Here is a 19,584-nt window from a genome sequence, read left to right on the forward strand (position 1 = left end):
GACGTTATGAAACGATGGATGCTTTTATGCCTACTTCTGGTTATGATCGGTGCCACTTTGACGCCGCGACAGGTCGACGCCGCATCAATTTCACCTTATGAGGTGAGTGCGCCTACCGGCACGACGCTTTATCAATTTGTCGGAAAGACGCTCAAGCCGAAAGGAACGTTGCGCGCGGCAAAGCGGTTCAAGGCGCTCAGTACGTCCGGTCACTATTATAAGATTCAAGACGGAAGAACCATCTACTACGTAAAAAAGAAAGCCGTCACACTAGTGGCGACGAACTTGTCGCTGACGACGTTTTCCGGTTCGACCTACTCACGGCTGACGCACGAGTATATGCGCTCGCTCACCCGGGGACAGACGCCTTACTATTACGATGAGTTGACCGCTAAGACGGCCATCGCCCGGGCCGACGCCGCCATGAAGGGGAATTGGTATATCCCGTCCCCGCCCTATCAGTTGCGTGTCCCGAACATCGATACATACCGTTTTGATGTCAGCGTCCCTGCGGTCGATTCGACGTCATTCAAGTTTCAAATCCATTACTTCACGACGTTGAACCAGTTGACGCAAGCGTATGCCGCCACCGGACGAGACGATTATCTCCGCTACGGGAAGCGAATCGTCACGAGTTGGACCAAGCAATACCCTGCTGCGAACTATACACGCTACCGTTGGCCGTATCACGACCATGGCACCGCCATCCGGACGTTCCATTTGCTCAATTTTTGGAATGAATTCCGCTCGTCCGCGGTGAACACCGATCCGGCCTTCTCGCAGCTGTTCGCCAAGACACTGTATGAACACGCGACACTGCTGGCGACGCCAAGCTTTTATAAACCGAACAACAATCACGGCATGTTCCAAGATATGGCCTTGACCGCCGTCGCGGAGACACATCGGAGCTTTTATCGTTCCTCGGCCTGGCGCTCTCTCGCGACGAACCGGCTCACCCAGCAGTTGAACCACAGCTTAAGCACGGACGGCGTCCATCTCGAGCACTCGCCGTTCTATCAAATCTATCTGTACGACACGCTCGCCCGGTTCAACGACTGGGCGGCCGCCAACCGCTTCGCCCTATCGAGCCGGATGCGTGACGTCAAAGATATGCCGAGCGCGCTGACGTATATGTTGAAACCGAACGGGACCCTGCCGATGTTTGGCGACACCCCGTCCATCACGCACCGCACGGACGCGATTCCGTATATCAATCGCTATCCGCACTTGAATTACGCGATGACACAAGGGAAATCGGGAACCCAACCGTCGACACGGGTCGGTAAGCTATCGAACCAGTACGCCTTCTTCCGTCAACATTGGGGCGGGGCTTCTGGTCCATTCCGGGACGCAGTCCAAGTGATGATGACGGCCGGCTATCATAGCAACATCCATAAGCACGCCGACGATTTGTCGATTGACCTGTACGGCTATGGCCGCGACTTCCTCGTCGAGAGCGGACGCTACGCCTATACGAACCGTCCCGAGCGCAGCGTCGTCATGCAGGCCGCGGCCCACAACACCGTCCATGTGGCAGGTAAGAGCTTTAACTTGACGACGAACAACTTGCGGAGAAGCCAAATCACATCGGTCGGTGCCGCGTCGACGCAATGGACGGCCGCGGGAACGAGCGGGCTGCTCGGTAACGGGATGACGCACACGCGTCGTATCGCCTACGACCGCGACGGGACGGTGCTCGTATACGATGACATCACCAGCCCGACCACGACCTCGTTCGTCCAGCGATTCCATCTCGGGACCGGTTTGAATCGCGTCTCGAGCGGCAGCCGTCATGCCATGTATAAAGACAACGAGAACCGCTCGATCCATCTGTTACAACTCGAGGTCGGCACGACGCCGAAAGTCGCCGTCGGTGCGAGTTATGTGTCGTATCGGGACTACGACTGGCAACGCCGCAATCAAGTCGTGACGACAAAGCGTGGCAAGCAAGTCGAGTATTTGACGCTGATTCATATCGGCGAGAAGACAACCAAAATCACGTCCGCCACGGTCCAGACGACGTCACGCCACTATGTCGTGCGCTACAAACTGTCGGACGGCAAGACGAAAACCTTATCGATGTTACGCTAACCTCCATTTCAAAAATGGGGGTTTTTTCTTGAAGTGTTAGGGAACATTCGTAAAGTAGGCCAAAATGTGGCTTACGGCGTGGACGTATACTTAAAGGGGAGGCACGAATATGGGGAACAAGAAAGAAGAGCAGTTAAAACAACATATGATCGATAACGAGCAACAAGCCGGGCTCACGACGAACCAAGGATTGAAGATGGCGGAGGATGAATTCTCGCTCAAAGCCGGACGTCGCGGACCGACATTGATCGAGGATTTCCATTTCCGCGAAAAGATGACGCACTTCGACCACGAACGGATTCCTGAACGTATCGTGCACGCACGAGGCGTCGGGGCGCATGGGGAGTTTCAGGTTTATGAGTCGCTCGCCGAGTATACGAAAGCCGACTTCTTGAATGACCCGTCGAAAGTGACGCCGGTGTTCGTCCGTTTCTCGACGGTTCAAGGTTCGCGTGGGTCTGGGGACACCGTGCGCGACGTCCGTGGCTTTGCGACCAAGTTCTATACCGACGAAGGCAACTATGACCTTGTCGGGAACAACATGCCGGTCTTCTTCATCCAAGACGCCATCAAATTCCCGGACCTCGTCCACGCCGTGAAACCGGAGCCGCACACGGAAGTACCTCAAGGCGGCAGCGCCCACGACACGTTCTGGGACTTCGTCGGACAAAACCATGAGACGGCCCATATGATCATGTGGGCGATGAGCGACCGGGGCATCCCGCGTAGCCTTCGCATGATGGAAGGGTTCGGTGTGCACACGTTCCGTCTCGTCAACAAAGAAGGCAAGGCACACTTCGTCAAGTTCCATTGGAAACCAAAACTCGGTGTTCATTCACAAGTCTGGGACGAAGCGCAGAAAGCGCTCGGTAAGAACGCTGACTTCCACCGCGTCGACTTGTACGAGGCGATCGATAAAGGCGATTATCCGGAATGGGAGCTCGGGCTTCAAGTCATCGCCGAAGAAGACGAGTTCAAGTTCGACTTCGATATTCTCGATCCGACGAAACTTTGGCCGGAAGAAGATGTGCCCGTCAAACTTGTCGGGAAGATGATGCTTAACCGCAACGTCGACAACTTCTTCGCTGAGACCGAGCAAGTCGCGTTCCACCCTGGTCATCTCGTTCCGGGAATCGACTTCTCGAACGACCCGCTCCTGCAAGGGCGCCTGTTCTCGTACACCGATACGCAACTGTCACGTCTCGGGGGACCGAACTTCCATCAAATCCCGATCAACAAACCGGTCTGTCCGTTCCATAATAACCAGCGCGACGGCATGCATCAGATGGCTGTCCATAAAGGACAGACGAGCTACCATAAAAACGCGCTTAACAACAATCAGCCGGAGCCCGTCCCAGCCGACCAAGGCGGGTTCGAGCACTATCAAGAGAAAGTCGACGGTCATAAGATTCGAGGCCGGAGCGACAGCTTCCTCGACTTCTACTCACAAGCGAAGATGTTTTATAACAGCATGACCGACGTCGAAAAGCAACACATCCAAGATGCCTGCAGCTTCGAGCTCGGTAAATGTGAGTCGGACATGGTCAAAGAGAATGCCGTCGACCTGTTGAATCGAATCGACCGTCACCTCGCCTCGGTCGTCGCTGACAACCTCGGGGTCGACCTCCCGGCCGAGAACAACGAAGTCGTCTCAGACAAAGCCTCACCGGCGCTCAGCATGGCCAATACGATTGCGAAGCCGGACACGAAGAGCGTCGCCGTCCTCTTGGCCGGAGACGTCGATGCCGCGCAAGTGAAGGCGTGGGTGCAAGCGCTCGCCGATCATAAGGTCAATTACAGCCTCGTCGGCAAGAAATCATATACGCTCGGCGATCTTAAAGTGAAAGAGACATACGACACGGTCGACTCGAGCCTGTTCGATGCGGCTTTCCTCGTCAGCACCGCGACCTCGGTCGAAGACGACGTGCTCGAGTTCATCGAGAACACGTATAAACACTTCAAACCGCTCGCGTTGCATCTGCATCATGATGAAGTGCTCGACCGTTGCCGCGTGAAGACGGACCAGCCAGGTGTATACACGTTCAAACAACATAGCCTCGATGGCTTCGATACGTTTATCGACGGCATCGCAAAGGGCCGGTTCTGGGACCGCCAATAAATGCTTGACGTAACCGATTCGCTTCAGCGAATCGGTTTTTTGATTAGAATGCGTCTGTTCGGACAAACCCCTCTTCGTTTGTTATACTGCTTTAGTTATGTTTATTAACTATTTATAATCAAATGAAACAGGAGGCGGGTGGCAGATGCATTTAACCGCACAAAAACTATGGACGAAAGACTTCCTCATCATCTCTCTCGTCAACTTCTTCTTAACGCTCATCTTTTTCTTATTGATGGTGACGATTGGTGTCCACGCCGTCTCGGCATATGGGGCTTCGACGAGCGAGGCTGGCCTTGTCACCGGCATCTTCATTATCGGGACCCTCGTCGGGCGACTCTTTATCGGGCGCTTGATCGATTCGATTGGACGTCGCAAGACGCTCCTAATCGGCCTCACGTTCTTCACCGCTACGATTTTGCTCTATTTCCTCGACTTTGGCATCGGCTTCTTACTGTTCACCCGCTTTGTCCACGGTCTCGGGATGGGACTGTCGAGCACGGCGACGGGAACGATTGTCGCCCAAGTCATTCCCGGCTCCCGAAAAGGTGAAGGCATCGGCTATTACAGCATGAGTTCGACGCTCGCCACCGCCATCGGACCGTTCGTCGGTTTGATGATGAGCCAATACACGAGTTTCTCGGTCATCTTTCTCACCTGTCTCATCGTCGGTCTCATCAGTCTCGGGAGCGCCTTGTTCGTGAAGGTGCCTGAAGCTGAGAATCCGCAAGTCATCCGAGGGTTTTCGCTCGGTGCATTTGTCGAACCGAAGGCGTTACCGATCGCGCTGATCATCGGCGTCGCCGCCCTCAGCTACTCGAGCGTGCTATCCTATATTAATTTCTATGCGAGCGAGCTCGACCTTGTCGAAGCCGCGAGTATCTTCTTCCTCGTCTATTCGATTGCCGTCCTCATCTCGCGCCCGATCACGGGTCGTCTGATGGATGCACGCGGCGCCAATGTCGTCATGTATCCGGCTATCGTCCTGTTCGCCATCGGCATGCTCGTCTTGAGTCAAGCGAACAACGCCGTCATGCTGTTACTCGCTGGGGCATTGATCGGACTCGGCTTCGGCAACATCCAGTCCGGCACGCAGGCGATCGCCGTCAAGGCTGCGGACCCCCATCGGATGGGCATGGCCACGTCGACGTTCTTTATCGCGCTCGACGCAGGCCTTGGATTCGGCCCTTACTTGATCGGATTGCTCATTCCGTTGACCGGTTTCTCAACGCTGTATCTGTTGCTTTCCGGTGTGGCCTGCTTCACCGTGCTCCTCTACTACTTGATGAACGGCCGCCGCGAGCGGACCGAAATGAAACGAGCAGCCTGACAGGACTTTTCACAGTCCTGTCTTTTTGGAATGTTCACACATTTTGTCTCAACTTGCGGTAATATGAAAATGACGCGCCGAAAAGTTTTTGATTGAAATGAGGGACATGATGCACGCCGACCAGACCATCCAACACTATTCCTCCGTCCTGCTCCGTACGTTCGACAAAATTTCAGATTTTGTCTTCTTTATGGAAGTGGACGGTTCAACTTATCGCTACTTATTTGTAAATGAACCGGGACGACAGGCGATTGGCTGGACAGATGCCGATATCGGGAAACGTGTCGAGGACATGGTTCCGCCCGAGACGGCCACTCTCGTCACACGCCATTATGACCAGGCCGTCCGCGAACGAAAAAGTCTCGTCTTCGAGGACTATCGCTTGGCCGAACCGTCTTATACGACATCGTCCGTCTCACACGAGATTCGCTTGCCGGTTCATTACTATGAATCCGAGGTGACGCCGGTCTTCGATGAGTCGGGTGCCTGCACGCACGTCATCTCGGTTGTCCGAGAAGTGACGGACCGGAAACGTCGTGAACTCGAGCTGTCTATCTTGAAAGACCAACACGAATCGCTCCAACGCTATTCACCTCACGGCATCTTCGTTCTTGACGACGCATTACGTGTCCAATCGGTCAATCCTGCCGTCACGCAAATCACTGGCTACGAGGAAGCCGACTTGTTGGGGCAGTCTTTTCTGTCATGGCTACCCGAGTCGGAACGGGACCTTGTCGATGAGGGCCTCCGCTTCGCCTTGTCCGGAACGCCGCATAAATACGGCATGACCGCACCTCAAAAGACGGGCGACTGGCTTGATTTGGCCATCTTGAACATCCCGATCGAGGTCGGGGGACACATCACGGGACTGTTCGCCATCATTATCGACCATACGCCGGAGAAGAATGCCGAACGGGCGACCCAGGAGAGCGAACGTCGTTATCGCCAATTGATTGAAACGATTCCTGAAGGCATTATTGTCCATAAAGACGGTGTGATTCTATATGCCAACGCCTTGGCGCTAGAAACGATTGGCGAGAGGTATATCGAGAATGAATCGATTTTCACGTTCGTCGCCACGGAATATCATGAGACGACCAAGGCACGCCTTCATGCGTTGCGCCAAGGCGATCCGGTCCAAGACACCGAGGTCGTGCTCGTCACCCCGGCTGGACGAAAGCTGCATATGGATATCGGCAGCCTGTTAATCAATTATGAAGGAACGACTGCCGTCATGACCTTGTTGCGCGACGTGACTGAGAAGCGTGAGATGGAGCGGGCGCTTCATCAGAGCGAGACGCAATATCGTCTCATCACGGAGAACATGAGCGACCTCGTCTGTATTCTCGAGCGTGACGGACAAGTTCGCTACGCCTCGCCATCCCATCAAACCGTGCTCGGATATGCCCCTTCTTTCTATGAGGGCAAGAACACGCTCGACTTCATCCATCCGAACGACGTCGAACCGGTTAGACAACAACTTCGGATGATGACGGCGACGAGCGAGCCACTCACGCTCGAATTCCGACATCTGCATCAAGATGGCCGTTGGATTTGGCTCGAGACGAAGATTCAAGCGATTTATGACGACAGCGGGCAACTACTTCATTATTTGACCGTCACGCGTGAAATCATGAAACGAAAAGTGCTCGAGAAGCAGCTTAAGCATTTGGCTTATCATGATACGTTGACCGACTTGCCGAATCGGCGCTACTTCCTTACCTATTTAGAAGAGACGTTAGCACGGTTCACAGAAGAAGACGAGGCACTCGCCATCTTGTCGCTCGACATCGATCGGTTCAAACAAATCAATGATACGCTCGGTCACGACATCGGTGACGAGTTGCTGCGCCAATTCTCCGCTCGTTTGACCGACGTGTTGCGCAACCAAGATGTGATCGCCCGCTTCGGCGGTGACGAATTCTCAGTGCTCATCCGCTACACAGAAGCAGACGCACCAAAACGGGTGGCCGAAAAACTGATCACCGCCCTACAACACCCATGGCAACTAGAAAACCATTCGTTCGTCACGACTTCAAGCATCGGTGTGGCCCCGTACCGTGCTGGCATGTCGACGAAATTGTTGCTTAAACAGGCAGACTTGGCCCTTTATCAGGCGAAAGCCAACGGGCGCAATCAATACGTTGTGTATGAAGACCGCTCTTAAAGCGGTCTTTTTTCACGTGAAACATTTTAAATTATCATCTAAACACGAACATTAAATACAATTAAACGAAAATCATAAAGAATTTTTACCTTCTATCACCATATTCCTTTGACATATATCTCGATTTAAGTTACATTACCGAATGGGCGAAGTATTTACCAATCAACAAATCAAATTGTTCGTAAATAGGGGTGTGACAACATGGATAAAGTATTTGATTATGAAGATATTCAATTAATTCCCGCAAAATGTGTCGTCGACAGCAGATCTGAATGTGATGCGAGCGTGACGCTCGGAGGCTTCACGTTCCGACTGCCGGTCGTTCCAGCCAACATGCAAACGATCATCGATGAGAAAGTGGCGTTATCACTCGCCGAGAACGGCTATTTCTATATCATGCATCGCTTTAACCCAGAGACGCGACTTCAGTTCATTGAAGATATGCATGGACGCGGTTTGTATGCATCGATCAGTGTCGGTGTGAAAGAGGACGAATATCGCTTCGTCGAGATGCTCGCGGAAGCCGGACATACGCCGGAATTCATCACAATCGATATCGCCCACGGCCACTCGAATGCGGTCATCCGGATGATTCAACATATCAAACACCATCTTCCAGGTTCGTTCGTGATCGCCGGGAATGTCGGGACACCAGAAGCGGTCCGAGAACTCGAACATGCCGGGGCGGATGCGACGAAGGTCGGCATCGGACCAGGTAAAGTCTGTATCACGAAAATCAAGACGGGCTTCGGCACTGGCGGGTGGCAACTCGCCGCGCTCCGTTGGTGTGCCAAGGCGGCGACAAAGCCGATTATCGCGGATGGGGGCATCCGGACACATGGAGACATCGCCAAATCGATTCGCTTCGGGGCATCGATGGTCATGATCGGTTCGCTGTTCGCCGGACACGACGAGTCTCCGGGTGAGGCGTTCGAACAAGACGGAAAATTGCTCAAAGAATACTTCGGGTCGGCTTCTGAATTCCAAAAAGGGGAACGGAAAAACGTCGAAGGCAAGAAAGTGTTCGTCGAGCATAAAGGGGCGCTCCAAGACACGTTGACCGAGATGGAACAAGACCTCCAATCGGCCATCTCTTACTCGGGTGGGGACAATCTCGATGCATTGCGCACTGTCGATTACGTCATGGTGAAAAACTCAATCTTTAACGGGGATAAAGTATATTGAAAAAGGCGACTCGCGCGAGTCGCCTTTTTTATAACCGTTTCGTCATCATATAGTAGTCCGAACCCGGCGGATAATCACGGAGCACACCGGCGACTTCATAGCCGAAGCGTTCATAAAATGCCTTCGCCTGAAACGAGAATGTCGTCAACTTGACACGCGTCGCTCCGAGGTCACGGGCAAACCGCTCCCCTTCCTCGAGCAGACGGCTCCCTAGGCCGGTCCCCGTATGTTCTGACGCGACCCAGAGCCGGTCCAAGTCGAACCAGCCCCAATAGACGCTCCCGAACAATCCTGCGATTACGTCCCCGTCCTGTTCCACTTTCAGCTGGACGACCGGCACGTCCGCGTTGCGGATCTCACGATGGTGCACCGAGTGGGTGTCATTGAACATCCGCAATCGACTCGTCAAAAACTGTTGAAATGCTTCGGCCTCGTCGTGAATCCGTATGATGTCCATCACCGTCCCTCGCTCGAACCGTTCACGAAGAACGAGATCAGCTCTTGCACTTCCTCGTCGACGGCCCGACCTGTCAAACGCTCGTACTGAGCGGTTATCGCTTCTTTATTTCCTGGGAAATTAGTGGTGATTCGGGCCAAATGGCGTAAAACGTCTCGGTCTTTCTCATATTCGGGACGGGTCACGACTTGGCCATGCGACCAGACGTACGCCTCGGCCTCAAACTGATCGAGTAGTTCTAAGAGACGCAATGTCCGTGCCGGGGTCATCCTCCAAGACGGCGCGTACAAGTTCGCATAGAGGGCATCCCCTAAAAACAGCACCTTTTCCTCTGGCACATAAGCGACGACCGCATCAGCAGCGTGATCTCCACCAACGTGCTTCAGAATGACGTGTACCCCGCCGAGGTCGAGGGTGAGCGTATCATCGAACGTCAGCGTCGGTAAGACGACGCGCATCGACCGCTCCGCACCATATTCGAGTTTGATCGCTTCCGCACAAAACGCAATCTCTCGTCCGTCTTCGACCCGGTCGGCTAAGGAAGCATCGTCCCACGCATAGGGCAGCAACCGTTCCATCCCGGCTTTTGTCGCCGTGCTTGCGACGGAGACAATGTCGGTTAGCGCCGACAATCCAAAGATATGATCCCAATGCCAATGCGTCAACGTGACGATTGACGGTCGTTTGATGCCCCGTTCGGTCAAGGCGTCTAGAAATAAATTCGTGTGCGCCTCAGAGTTCCCCGCATCAATCATGAGCGTATGGGCGTCGCCGACGACAGCCCCTAAAATGGGACGGTCGGTCTCCGCGACCGGGTCCATATACCAAAATCGGTCCGAATGCTGTTTAAGTGACTGCATGATTGGCCCCCTCCTTCATCTGTAATACTTTAAATGCCTCCGTATCAATTTTCTTGATGTGAGTCGTACACGTAATAGCCATCTCCCCCGCATTTTTTGGCGACATACATCGCCGCATCCGAGTGATGGATCATCGCATCGAGCGAAGCGTGGTCTTGTGAGCAAGCGACGCCGATACTGGCCGACAACCGCAAGGACAAGCCATCTCCGACGTTCATTTCCTGGGAAATGAGGCGATTCAACTCGTCAAAACGGTCTGTGGCAATCCCTTCTTGCTCGGCATCGATGACGATTAAAAACTCGTCGCCTGCGAAGCGATACGCCTTCCCGTCATGCATTTGACTGAACGAGCGAATGCGTCGTGCCGTCTCGATGAGCACTTCGTCCCCAATCAGATGACCGTAGGAATCGTTCACTTGTTTGAAGTCATCCAAATCGATGAACAACAGCACGACCGATTGCTTCCGGTTCATCTTTTGTCGCAAGTCGGTCATGAACGAGTGACGGTTCGCCAGTTTCGTCAGACTGTCTTGCGTGATGAGTTCGATGACTTCTTGATGCTTCCGCTCGCGCCGAATCTCGTTCTCCATCCACCGGGTCACGAGCAAAACCGTATCCGTCATCTCGTTGATTGTCGCGGTGTCGACCACGTCGTTCAAGCTGCCCTGTTCAGCCAAGAACACGACCCAGCCGAACGTCTTGCCATCATTGGACAACGGCAGACTGATCATCGAGCTAAACTCGATTCCATCGATCACAAGTTCGGCACGACCTAATTTTTGGTGCCCGATTGTCGTCAAAGCATGAAGTTGTTGCAGGGCATCACTCGTCCAGTCGAGCTTGCCTTCCCCGTCCTCGGATAAGACGCGATGTTTCGACTCCGTCGAGAAGACGACGGCATGGGAATAGCCGATCCAGCCGCGGAGCACCGTCTGAATCCGTTTTAGTTTATTGCCGAACGGTTCATGAAGTGCCGTCACCTCATAAAGTGACTCGAGCGTCTGTTGACGTTGGGCCTGGGCCCGTGCCTGTTCCGTCAATTCGATTTCAGCCATGACCCAACGCGCGAAATCTTCAAGCGACTGCAACGCTGCCTCGTCAAACGTGCGAGCTCGTTCGTCCGTCACACAAAGCGTGCCGATGACATGTCCGCTTCGCGTCGTGAGCGGAACACCGGCATAAAAACCGAGGTTTTCAAGCAACGGATTGTTTGTCCCGGCCTCAGACGTCTGCACATCCTCGATGACAACCGACGATTGGCCAGTCACGACTCGATCACACAGCGTCCATTCCCGGTCCACGTGTGGGCTCTCAAGCAAGGGACCCGCACAGGACTTGAACCATTGTTGGTCTGTCGTCAAAATCGAGATGAGCGCGACCGGCATGTTCAGCGTGCGCGCGACAAGTCGCGTAATCCGATCATAGCGCTCCTCTCGCGGAGTGTTTAAAATCTCAAGGCGCAGAATCGTCTTCAATCGCTCAGCTTCTTGTTCATCAAGTACCGTCGACGGAGAAGTCGTGGCCAACTCGAGTTGCCGTAGCGCCGCATGTTGATAGACGAGCGCATCGAGTGCCTGTTGGAGCTCATTCAGCGGGAGCGGACGACTGAAGAAATACCCCTGAATCTCATCACACCCGAGCTGTTCCATCACCCGATACTGTGCTTCCGTCTCGACCCCCTCGGCCGTGACCTCTAAATTCAATTTTTTAGCGAGTGAGACAATCAATTTGACGATTTCATATTCTTTCAGGCCGTTGTCTTTATCTAATTGACTGATGAATGAGCGGTCGATTTTAATGCCGTCAATCTCAAACATCTTCAAGTAATTGAGGGAAGAGTAGCTGACGCCGAAGTCGTCAATCAACACGCGAAAGCCTTTCGTTTTCAAATAGTCGACCGTCTGAATGCCAAGGAGCGGTTCTTGCATAAGCGTATGTTCCGTGATCTCAAACTCGAACTGTTCTGGTCTCAACCCGTATGTCGCGAGCACCTGTAATAACTGTTTGATATAGTCTTGCCGAAACAACACCGGGGATACGTTGACCGCGACACGTCGCCCTGCAAACAGGTCCGGTTGCTCGATCATGTCACGACAGACGCGGTCGAAAACGAACCCGGTAATGTCTTCAATCAAGAGCGACGTTTCGGCAATCTTAATAAACGTTTCCGGTGAGACGTTACCGAGCGCCGCACTATGCCACCGCACGAGCGCCTCAAAATGAACCATCCCGTCCTGACAGCCAACTTTCGGTTGATAGACGACGCTCAGTTCATCTGCTTTCAGTCCCTTGATGAGTTCCATCTCAATCGTCATCTCATCGATATAATGTTGGACATAATCGTCCTTTTCGTACACTTTGATAATTTGCTTGCCCGCTTGTCTCGCTTCGAGGAGCGCCGTTGACGCATTCATGATGACCCGGTCGGCGTCCTCGCTCCCCGCGCTGATTCCGAGACAACCGGATAAAGCGAACTCGGTCTCGGCCACTTGGTACGTGTATGCCGCGATAGCGGCAAGCAATCGTTCCCCATGTATCGTCGCTGTCTCGATTGAGGTGTGGGGCAGCACAGCGATAAAATCTTCACCGTCTACGCGTCCGATAATCGATCCTTTCGGCAACAGGTCCGATAAGTGCCGCGTCATCTCTTTAATCAGGCGATGGGACTGTTCCACACCTTGAAGAGATAAGATGATTTTAAAGCGATTGATGTGCAAGCGCATGACACTCGTCGCTTCCGCGGCCTCTTGTTGCACGAACAGTTTCTCAAGTTCGAGCTTCACTTTCATCAAGTTTGGCATCCCGGTCAAATAATCGATGTTCTCGATGCTACTCAATAGCTTCATTTCTGCCTCTTCCGACAAATCGGTCGTCAGCCCTAATACATAGCGCACGTTACCCGCCTCATCTTCAAGCGGCATGAGAACCGAGGAAGCAAAACGGGCGGTATTGGTCTCGATATTCATTTGTGACATGAAATAGACCGGTGCGTGCGTCGCGACGACTTCGTCATAATGCACGATTAACTCGTTGGCGACATCGACCGCATACATATCATGTAAATACAAGCCACTCACATCGTCCGGGAGCGAGGACGCCAGTTTCCCCTGTTCACTGACGCGTGCGTAACGATATCCCTCAGGCATCACTTCCATCAAAAACACCATCCGGTATAAGTGAACGAACACATCAAACAAATAGTGCGGGTCGATCTTCATCTGCTGCATACTGTACCTCCAGGCAATCTCCGTTTCTTCTAGTTTAGTGGTTTTAGCCGGTCTTGTTCACGAAACCGTTTAAAAAAAGGGAAAGATATTTTCAATGAGCCGGCCATAATCGGGTATAGATAAGTAAAAGTCGCAAAAATGAGGTGAACCATCATGCTCAGTCGAAACGTCTATCCACAGACACGGCCCGGAAAATGGTCGGTCCTCTTGTTGCTTGCGGTGTTCGTGCTCTTACTCGTGTCTGCTCTCATCGTCCAATCCGCTCAACCGTTCAACTTCGACACGTTATTCGACAACACGTGGGCGGCTATCGTATCGATGTTGGCCATCGCCGCCACACTCGGTGCGTTCGTCGTGGGGGTGTATACGATCTTACGCAATCACGAACGTTCGGTCGCCGTTTTCTTTACCTTCTCGCTTGGCGGGCTTGTCGCTTTGTTCGTGCTCATGCAACTGTTCCTCTAATCAAAAACTGCACCGGTCCCCGTTAGGACCGGTGCAGTGTTCGTCATAGAAGTTCTTTGGCGAGCAACCGATAGACGTTCAAGCGGCTCTCTTGTGTATGCTGGATGCTGCAAATCATCGCCTCATCAAATCCATAATGGGCTGATTCTTCCTGCAGTTGCGTCGCAATCTGCTTCGGTGTCCCGACGAGATGGATTTTTCGGTTGTTGGCGATTTGAATCTTGTCGATTTCGGTGAGCGGATAGTCGTGTGCCGCCTCCGGACTCATCAATTGGCGGAGCTGGCCTTTCATCAAGAACAGGCGCGATAGATCGGATGGACGTGCCAAATACTCGGCCTCTTCTTCCGTCTCGGCCGTCGTGACGAGATACGTGACGTTGATGTCCGGCTTCTCCATGAAAGCGGACGGGGTGAAGTGCTGACGATACGCGTCAAGCGCCGCGACACTCAGCTCCCCATTGAAGAATTGAGCGAAGGAATAGCCGAGCCCCATCCGTCCTGCTTGGATGGCGCTGTTCCCGCTCGACCCGAGGAGCCATGCCTCAGGGAGCTTCACACCCGTCGGCGCTGCCGGCGTATTCTTATACCATCGTTCTTCCGGCGCCTCATCGTTGATGAGTTGGAGCGTCGCCCCGAGCTTTTCATACAGGCCGTCCATCATCGGTTTTTGCCCTTGCGACATCGCGTAGATGGCGTTGGCGTCCCCACCCGGTGCCCGTCCGACTCCGAAGTCGATGCGGCCCGGTGCGAGCGCGCTGAGCGTCTTGAACACTTCGGCCATTTTGAGGGGTGAATAGTGCATCATCATAATCCCACCTGACCCAAGACGAATTCGTTCTGTTTTGGCCGCAATATAAGCCGCGACGACTTCCGGTGCCGAGCTGGCAAACGACATGCCACCGTGATGTTCGGCCATCCACATCCGGTAATAGCCGAGCTCTTCTGCCAATTGGGCCAGTTCGACCGCACTTTGTAACGCATGTTCTGACGTATGTCCGGATGTCACCGGCGCTTGATCCAATACACTTAATCTCATCTGTATCGCTCCGTTCCTAAAGTATATATGGTGAATATCTCGATTTTGTAAGACTCGCCGTCATCATACTAAAGTGAGCCGGAGAATACGAATAGTTCGCTCTTGAGAACGCTTTCTTTTTTTCAGAAAATTACAACGAGTTGTTGCCGGCTGGATGTTCACTTCTCTATAATGAACGAGAAGCCTCGATTATCGCCTCGACGTTCTCTGTCGTCTCGATCACGTTCACGATTGTCATCTTGTCGTACATGGAGCTCGACGCCTACTTCCCGCATTATTACGGAACTATCATCCTATCCGGCATCGTCGCCGCGCTCATCATGCCGCGCATCTATCCGTTGTCTCGCAAGCCTGACACGGCGTATGAGAAGACGGAGTTGAAACCGGAAGAACCGGTGCCGGCGAACGTCCCGATGCGCGTCTGGGCACTGCGTCAAGCGTTGCTCAAATCAAAATCGAGTAAAGGCGCCGGCGCCACGTTCAAGGACGGGTTCCAAAACGTGCTCGACATGTGGCTCGGCATTTTGCCGGTCGTCATGGCCGTCGGAACGATTGCGCTCGTCATCGCCGAACACACGTCGTTGTTCACGATTCTCGGCAAACCGTTCGAACCGATTCTCATGCTGTTGCAAGTGCCAGAAGCAGAGGCCGCGGCCCAAACGATGGTCGTCGGATTCGCCGATATGTTCTTACCAGCCGTGCTCGGCAGCGGCATCGAGAGTGAGTTGACGCGATTCGTCATCGCCTGTGTGTCCGTCACCCAGCTCATCTTCATGACTGAGGTCGGTGGATTGTTGCTCGGCTCAAAATTGCCAATCTCGTTCTTCGATCTCGTTCTCATCTTCTTGTTGCGGACGATCATCACGTTACCGATTATCGTCGGGATCGCCCATCTCATCTTTTGACGACGACACGCCCGTTCTCTCATTCCAGAGGACGGGCGTTGTTTGTATAATAAAGAAAAAGGGAGGTGCGTCATGGACGAACATTATGCCGGACAGCTCGAAGTAGCGAAGAAAGGCTACGCTGGAATCATCGACCCTAAGGCCTACGTGAACGACCGCTATCACGGCCATTGGACGGTCAAAAGCGAGAAGCGCATCAGCGGGGTTCCAGTGTTGCTTCAAAAAGCGTTCAGCGGGGGCAAGAACAATTGTACGCTCACCTCGATGACGGCCATTTTCCGCTATTACCATGACCTTGGCTATGAGCGCATCCCAGAGGACGTAATCGAGATTCAACGAGACGCGCGTGAGATTGCGCTCGCCCATCAGTTCAAAGACGAGAAAGGCACACCGCCGACTCGAATCAGTACGATCGTCACGAAACTATGGGCCCATTACGGCTACAAAGGGCACAGCAGCTCACGTTATCTATGGAAATGGTCGACATTCGAGCGTGAACTCGCGGCCGACCGCCCCTTCATCTTGAATATGGCGAACGGATTTTATAAAAATCACTCCGTGACCGGAATCGGGTACATCATCTTCCACAAGCCCGGCTTTCCAGACGTCATCTTGCTCGAGGTGCTCGATAACCGCTCCCGCGACATCCGCTATATCGATTTCAACGAGTTCAACTTTTGGGGCAGTATCACACGCGTCCAGCCGCCAAAGCTTGACGTTCAGCCAAAATAACGACGAGCGCTCGCTTCGATGGCCGCCCCGATTTGCATCAGATGCTCCCGTTTCGCATACGAGCCATGGTGAAGCCCGAACGCGTCTCGACCGTTCCCGAGACCGACGAACACTTCAGACGGTTTGAAATGTAACCCGATTATCGGGATACCGAGCGTCATGTGATAACCGAGTTCGAACCGGGCACTCGGATACGCGTCGAGCCGTTCACTGTGCGTGAACCCAGTAAATGCCGCACAGTTATCCCGCCCCAGGACGATCAAACGGGACGGGGTCACATAACGAATCGTCCGTTCGAGCAAATCGAGCGATGTCGGGTGCTCCATCCACTGGCGTCCCGTCTGCAATTGGCCCATCTGACGCGACGTCGCATATTTGAAGAAGTCGATATGGAGTGCCGACCCATCGTAGAATGAGCGTCCCATGCCCTCAAGCAGAGCCTCGAGCTTCGCCCCGCCCGGTTTGCCGAACCAACTCGTCGTCGCCCGTCCGCCCTCAAAGTAAGTCGCAGCATAGTCAAGCGTCGCTTCGAGCGCACTTTCATCTTGCAAGTAGGTATCGAGTGATTCGTCACGCCAATAGAACTTTTGCGATTCCCCACTTCTGACGGTGCCGTCCTGTTCATAAAATTCGCCGCGCGACGGGTTCGTCCCGACGGTAAGCCACTGTTGCTCCGTCGGCCGCCCGTACCATAAGATCGGCGAGGCGCCATCAATCAGTTCCGCCTGAAACGACGACGTCATGAGCGCTTGTTGAAATCGAATTGCGTCTTGCAATAGCACACATGCCTGATCCATCGTGCCACATCCTCTCTACTCGGTCGTTTCCCGCTTTCAGGCACATGTAAAATACGTTATAGTGAGAGGACGAAGCCAAAAAAAGGACGTGGATCTATGCGTATCAACAAATTCATCAGTGAATCCGGCAAGGCGTCCCGCCGTCAAGCCGACCGTCTCGTCGAAGAAGGACGGGTCACCATCAACGGGAAGAAAGCGAAAATCGGGGACCAAGTGAACCCAGGAGACGAAGTGCTCGTCAACGGTTCGGCCGCCCGTGTCGCACGAAACAACGTCTATATCGCCGTCCATAAACCGGTCGGGATCACGAGCACGACCGAGAAGAAGGTCAAGGGCAACTTGGTCGACCTCGTCAACCACCCGCTACGCATCTTCAATATCGGCCGTCTCGATAAAGACTCGGAAGGGCTCATCTTGATGACGAACGACGGTGATATCGTCAACGAAATCCTTCGCGCCGAGGGCGAGCACGAGAAAGAATACATCGTCTCGGTCGATAAGCCAATTACCCCGGAGTTCGTCGAACAGATGGAAGCCGGCGTCAAAATCCTCGGCCAGAAGACGTTGCCGTGTAAAGTCCACCAACTGTCGAAGTTCGATTTCAACATCACGCTGACGCAAGGACTCAACCGCCAAATCCGTCGCATGTGTGAAGCGCTCGGCTACGAGGTGTACCGGCTTCAGCGCGTACGTGTCATGAACATCACGCTCGGCAAGCTCCCGCCCGGACAATGGCGCGACCTGTCGAAGAAAGAGCGCGAGCAGTTGTTCCGCGAATTGAATTACGAACCGAAAGAATGGTATTAAAACAAGCCCAGACGCTTTTGTCTGGGCTTGTCATCGTTCATAGAGCGATGCGACATGGTCGGTCTCACGATGGATGAAACGTTTGAGTTGGGCGCTTAAATCATCGAGCTGCCCCATTGTCGTCTTGAACTTGAAGGTCGCATGAAAGTGGTCGAACGGATCGTGTGGCCACTCGTCATGGATGAAGACGTCGACTTGAATCGTGCCTGTCCGATCAATCAGCGTGAACGTGAGGTTGATTTTTTGATAAACCGCATCCGGGTCCAATAACTGCCAAATCACGGGTTCCTTCCCCCAAGTGTTATTGAAGCCAACGATCGAGTCAATCAGTTCTTGCGGTGTCTCGTCCTGCATATATACATCTTGATTGCTCGAACAGACAGATGTATGGAGCTGAAGCCTAATCTGATAGAACAGCTCCGTCTCGTCCATCCAAATCCGTTCCATCTCGAATTGAGTTTTCACTTTTTGCACCCGCTTTCTCACTTTGATCTGGCTACTTACTCCGGACGAAGCGATTCGACCAGGTCGGTTTCGCGCGCCAAGAAAACAGACAGTTGTCGCTGCAAATCATCCATCTGCCCCATCGTCGTCTCGAACGAAAAGGTCGCCTTCATGTCCCCGCCATCGCCTTTCATTTGTTCGACCACGGCGTTGACTTGGACGGTGCCTCGCCCATTCGCAAGTTCGAACGTCAAGGAGACGTGGACTTGCGGGACATCGAGTGTCCACGTCTGGGGCGACTTCCCATTGTGTACATTGAACACGGATAAAGTGGAGATCAGCGTGTCGATGTCGGATGCGGGTACATACTCGTCCACCGTGACCTCGCACCATTTCCCTTTCAGCGTCAATACGACTTCTATTTCCAACACGTCTTCCCAAATTCGTCTCAGCTTGAACTGTTCCAACCTCGTCCCCTCGCTCTCTCATTTCGACTATATCATGGCGTTTCAGCGAAATCCGTCAACTTTTCGTCAAAACGGGAATAGTTCTGTACAGATGATTTCGCAACGAAAAGAGGTGAATCGTCATGAATGGCGCCTTGTTCCCTCGTACCTCAGTCGGCAAGTGGTCGATCATCCTCATCGGCTTGTTCCTGGCCATGTACGTGCCGTTCCTCCTGCTCGATAACTTCGATACGGCCTTCCACTCGGCGCTTTGGAGCGACAACGCTGCGAACATGCTTCGGCTCAGCTATATGACCACGTTCTCCGTCCTCGGGCTCGGAGCGTTTGTGACCGGATGGTGGGCCATCTTGAAACAAAAAGAGTACGCCGTGCTCGTCTTCTTCGCGGCCGTGCTCGGTTCCGGACTGTTCGTTTTATTGGTCATGGAGCTCCTCGGCATCCTCGAGTAGAAAACAAAACAAGGAGTTCGCCGCGGCGAACTCCTTGTTGCTTGCG

General features: G+C 53.4%; 16 protein-coding genes and 1 pseudogene. 10 read left to right on the forward strand and 7 right to left on the reverse strand.

What is annotated here, in order from left to right:
* Window positions 1-6 precede the first annotated feature (6 nt).
* From KNP67_RS08385 to guaC, 5 genes are all read left to right on the forward strand, one after another.
* Entirely contained in the window at window positions 7-2,091 is a 2,085-nt protein-coding gene (locus KNP67_RS08385) for a heparinase II/III family protein (RefSeq protein WP_214756457.1), read from the forward strand.
* Window positions 2,092-2,200: 109 nt separating this feature from the next.
* Entirely contained in the window at window positions 2,201-4,210 is a 2,010-nt protein-coding gene (locus KNP67_RS08390) for a catalase (RefSeq protein ID WP_131471982.1), read from the forward strand.
* 145 nt (window positions 4,211-4,355) lie between these two features.
* On the forward strand, window positions 4,356-5,540 hold the full coding sequence (locus KNP67_RS08395; protein WP_131471984.1) for an MFS transporter: 1,185 nt from the start codon (window positions 4,356-4,358) through the stop codon (window positions 5,538-5,540).
* 109 nt (window positions 5,541-5,649) lie between these two features.
* A complete protein-coding gene (locus tag KNP67_RS08400; protein ID WP_029596385.1) occupies window positions 5,650-7,707 on the forward strand; it encodes a PAS domain S-box protein in 2,058 nt (685 codons plus the stop codon).
* Between the two features lie 201 nt (window positions 7,708-7,908).
* Window positions 7,909-8,892: a GMP reductase gene (gene guaC / locus KNP67_RS08405; protein WP_029596386.1), complete on the forward strand. Its 984-nt coding sequence runs from the start codon at window positions 7,909-7,911 to the stop codon at window positions 8,890-8,892.
* A 28-nt stretch (window positions 8,893-8,920) separates the two neighbouring features.
* On the opposite strand, the gene KNP67_RS08410 is transcribed toward guaC, so the two are convergent.
* From KNP67_RS08410 to KNP67_RS08420, 3 genes are read right to left on the reverse strand one after another with little or no spacing between them, the layout of a single operon-like run.
* Window positions 8,921-9,349, reverse strand: coding sequence for a GNAT family N-acetyltransferase (locus KNP67_RS08410; RefSeq protein ID WP_051627766.1), 429 nt, complete (start codon window positions 9,347-9,349; stop codon window positions 8,921-8,923).
* Entirely contained in the window at window positions 9,349-10,209 is an 861-nt protein-coding gene (locus tag KNP67_RS08415) for an MBL fold metallo-hydrolase (protein ID WP_131471986.1), read from the reverse strand. The genes KNP67_RS08410 and KNP67_RS08415 overlap by 1 nt, the downstream gene beginning before the upstream one ends.
* A gap of 44 nt (window positions 10,210-10,253) precedes the next feature.
* Window positions 10,254-13,436 (reverse strand): EAL domain-containing protein, encoded by a 3,183-nt coding sequence (locus tag KNP67_RS08420; protein ID WP_214756458.1) that lies wholly within the window; start codon window positions 13,434-13,436, stop codon window positions 10,254-10,256.
* A 153-nt stretch (window positions 13,437-13,589) separates the two neighbouring features.
* Between KNP67_RS08420 and KNP67_RS08425 the strand changes: the two genes are divergently transcribed.
* The gene (locus KNP67_RS08425; protein WP_029596390.1) at window positions 13,590-13,901 is read left to right on the forward strand and encodes a hypothetical protein; all 312 of its coding nucleotides are present in this window, start codon (window positions 13,590-13,592) and stop codon (window positions 13,899-13,901) included.
* A 43-nt stretch (window positions 13,902-13,944) separates the two neighbouring features.
* Here the strand turns inward: KNP67_RS08425 and KNP67_RS08430 are convergent, their stop codons facing one another.
* Window positions 13,945-14,937, reverse strand: coding sequence for an LLM class flavin-dependent oxidoreductase (locus KNP67_RS08430; RefSeq protein WP_131471992.1), 993 nt, complete (start codon window positions 14,935-14,937; stop codon window positions 13,945-13,947).
* Window positions 14,938-15,104: 167 nt separating this feature from the next.
* Between KNP67_RS08430 and KNP67_RS08435 the strand changes: the two are divergent.
* Window positions 15,105-15,842: pseudogene (locus KNP67_RS08435) on the forward strand (YjiH family protein); the annotation flags it as partial.
* Window positions 15,843-15,914: 72 nt separating this feature from the next.
* Window positions 15,915-16,574 (forward strand): C39 family peptidase, encoded by a 660-nt coding sequence (locus tag KNP67_RS08440; RefSeq protein ID WP_029596392.1) that lies wholly within the window; start codon window positions 15,915-15,917, stop codon window positions 16,572-16,574.
* Here the strand turns inward: KNP67_RS08440 and KNP67_RS08445 are convergent.
* On the reverse strand, window positions 16,562-17,371 hold the full coding sequence (locus KNP67_RS08445) for a hypothetical protein (protein ID WP_214756459.1): 810 nt from the start codon (window positions 17,369-17,371) through the stop codon (window positions 16,562-16,564). The genes KNP67_RS08440 and KNP67_RS08445 overlap by 13 nt on opposite strands.
* Before the next feature lie 96 nt (window positions 17,372-17,467).
* Here KNP67_RS08445 and rluF point away from each other — a divergent pair, with 96 nt between their 5' ends.
* Window positions 17,468-18,178, forward strand: coding sequence for a 23S rRNA pseudouridine(2604) synthase RluF (gene rluF / locus KNP67_RS08450; protein ID WP_021067926.1), 711 nt, complete (start codon window positions 17,468-17,470; stop codon window positions 18,176-18,178).
* A 30-nt stretch (window positions 18,179-18,208) separates the two neighbouring features.
* Here the strand turns inward: rluF and KNP67_RS08455 are convergent, their stop codons facing one another.
* Together KNP67_RS08455 and KNP67_RS08460 are read right to left on the reverse strand one after the other, a co-directional pair.
* Window positions 18,209-18,643 carry a hypothetical protein gene (locus tag KNP67_RS08455; RefSeq protein ID WP_214756461.1) on the reverse strand — a complete coding sequence of 145 codons (435 nt, stop codon included), beginning with the start codon at window positions 18,641-18,643 and terminating at the stop codon, window positions 18,209-18,211.
* A 35-nt stretch (window positions 18,644-18,678) separates the two neighbouring features.
* Window positions 18,679-19,089 (reverse strand): hypothetical protein, encoded by a 411-nt coding sequence (locus tag KNP67_RS08460; protein ID WP_214756462.1) that lies wholly within the window; start codon window positions 19,087-19,089, stop codon window positions 18,679-18,681.
* Window positions 19,090-19,211: 122 nt separating this feature from the next.
* On the opposite strand from KNP67_RS08460, the gene KNP67_RS08465 reads away from it, so the two are divergent.
* A complete protein-coding gene (locus KNP67_RS08465) occupies window positions 19,212-19,538 on the forward strand; it encodes a hypothetical protein (protein ID WP_214756463.1) in 327 nt (108 codons plus the stop codon).
* Window positions 19,539-19,584: the final 46 nt, after the last annotated feature.

Source organism: Exiguobacterium sp. s157 (assembly GCF_018618205.1).
GTDB classification, from domain to species: Bacteria; Bacillota; Bacilli; order Exiguobacteriales; family Exiguobacteriaceae; genus Exiguobacterium; species Exiguobacterium chiriqhucha.

Coding starts and splice junctions, on each gene's coding strand:
- KNP67_RS08385 (WP_214756457.1), top strand. CDS start 7: ATGAAACGATGGATGCTTTTATGCCTACTTCTGGTTATGATCGGTGCC.
- KNP67_RS08390 (WP_131471982.1), top strand. CDS start 2,201: ATGGGGAACAAGAAAGAAGAGCAGTTAAAACAACATATGATCGATAAC.
- KNP67_RS08395 (WP_131471984.1), top strand. CDS start 4,356: ATGCATTTAACCGCACAAAAACTATGGACGAAAGACTTCCTCATCATC.
- KNP67_RS08400 (WP_029596385.1), top strand. CDS start 5,650: ATGCACGCCGACCAGACCATCCAACACTATTCCTCCGTCCTGCTCCGT.
- guaC (WP_029596386.1), top strand. CDS start 7,909: ATGGATAAAGTATTTGATTATGAAGATATTCAATTAATTCCCGCAAAA.
- KNP67_RS08410 (WP_051627766.1), bottom strand. CDS start 9,349: ATGGACATCATACGGATTCACGACGAGGCCGAAGCATTTCAACAGTTT.
- KNP67_RS08415 (WP_131471986.1), bottom strand. CDS start 10,209: ATGCAGTCACTTAAACAGCATTCGGACCGATTTTGGTATATGGACCCG.
- KNP67_RS08420 (WP_214756458.1), bottom strand. CDS start 13,436: ATGCAGCAGATGAAGATCGACCCGCACTATTTGTTTGATGTGTTCGTT.
- KNP67_RS08425 (WP_029596390.1), top strand. CDS start 13,590: ATGCTCAGTCGAAACGTCTATCCACAGACACGGCCCGGAAAATGGTCG.
- KNP67_RS08430 (WP_131471992.1), bottom strand. CDS start 14,937: ATGAGATTAAGTGTATTGGATCAAGCGCCGGTGACATCCGGACATACG.
- KNP67_RS08440 (WP_029596392.1), top strand. CDS start 15,915: ATGGACGAACATTATGCCGGACAGCTCGAAGTAGCGAAGAAAGGCTAC.
- KNP67_RS08445 (WP_214756459.1), bottom strand. CDS start 17,371: ATGGATCAGGCATGTGTGCTATTGCAAGACGCAATTCGATTTCAACAA.
- rluF (WP_021067926.1), top strand. CDS start 17,468: ATGCGTATCAACAAATTCATCAGTGAATCCGGCAAGGCGTCCCGCCGT.
- KNP67_RS08465 (WP_214756463.1), top strand. CDS start 19,212: ATGAATGGCGCCTTGTTCCCTCGTACCTCAGTCGGCAAGTGGTCGATC.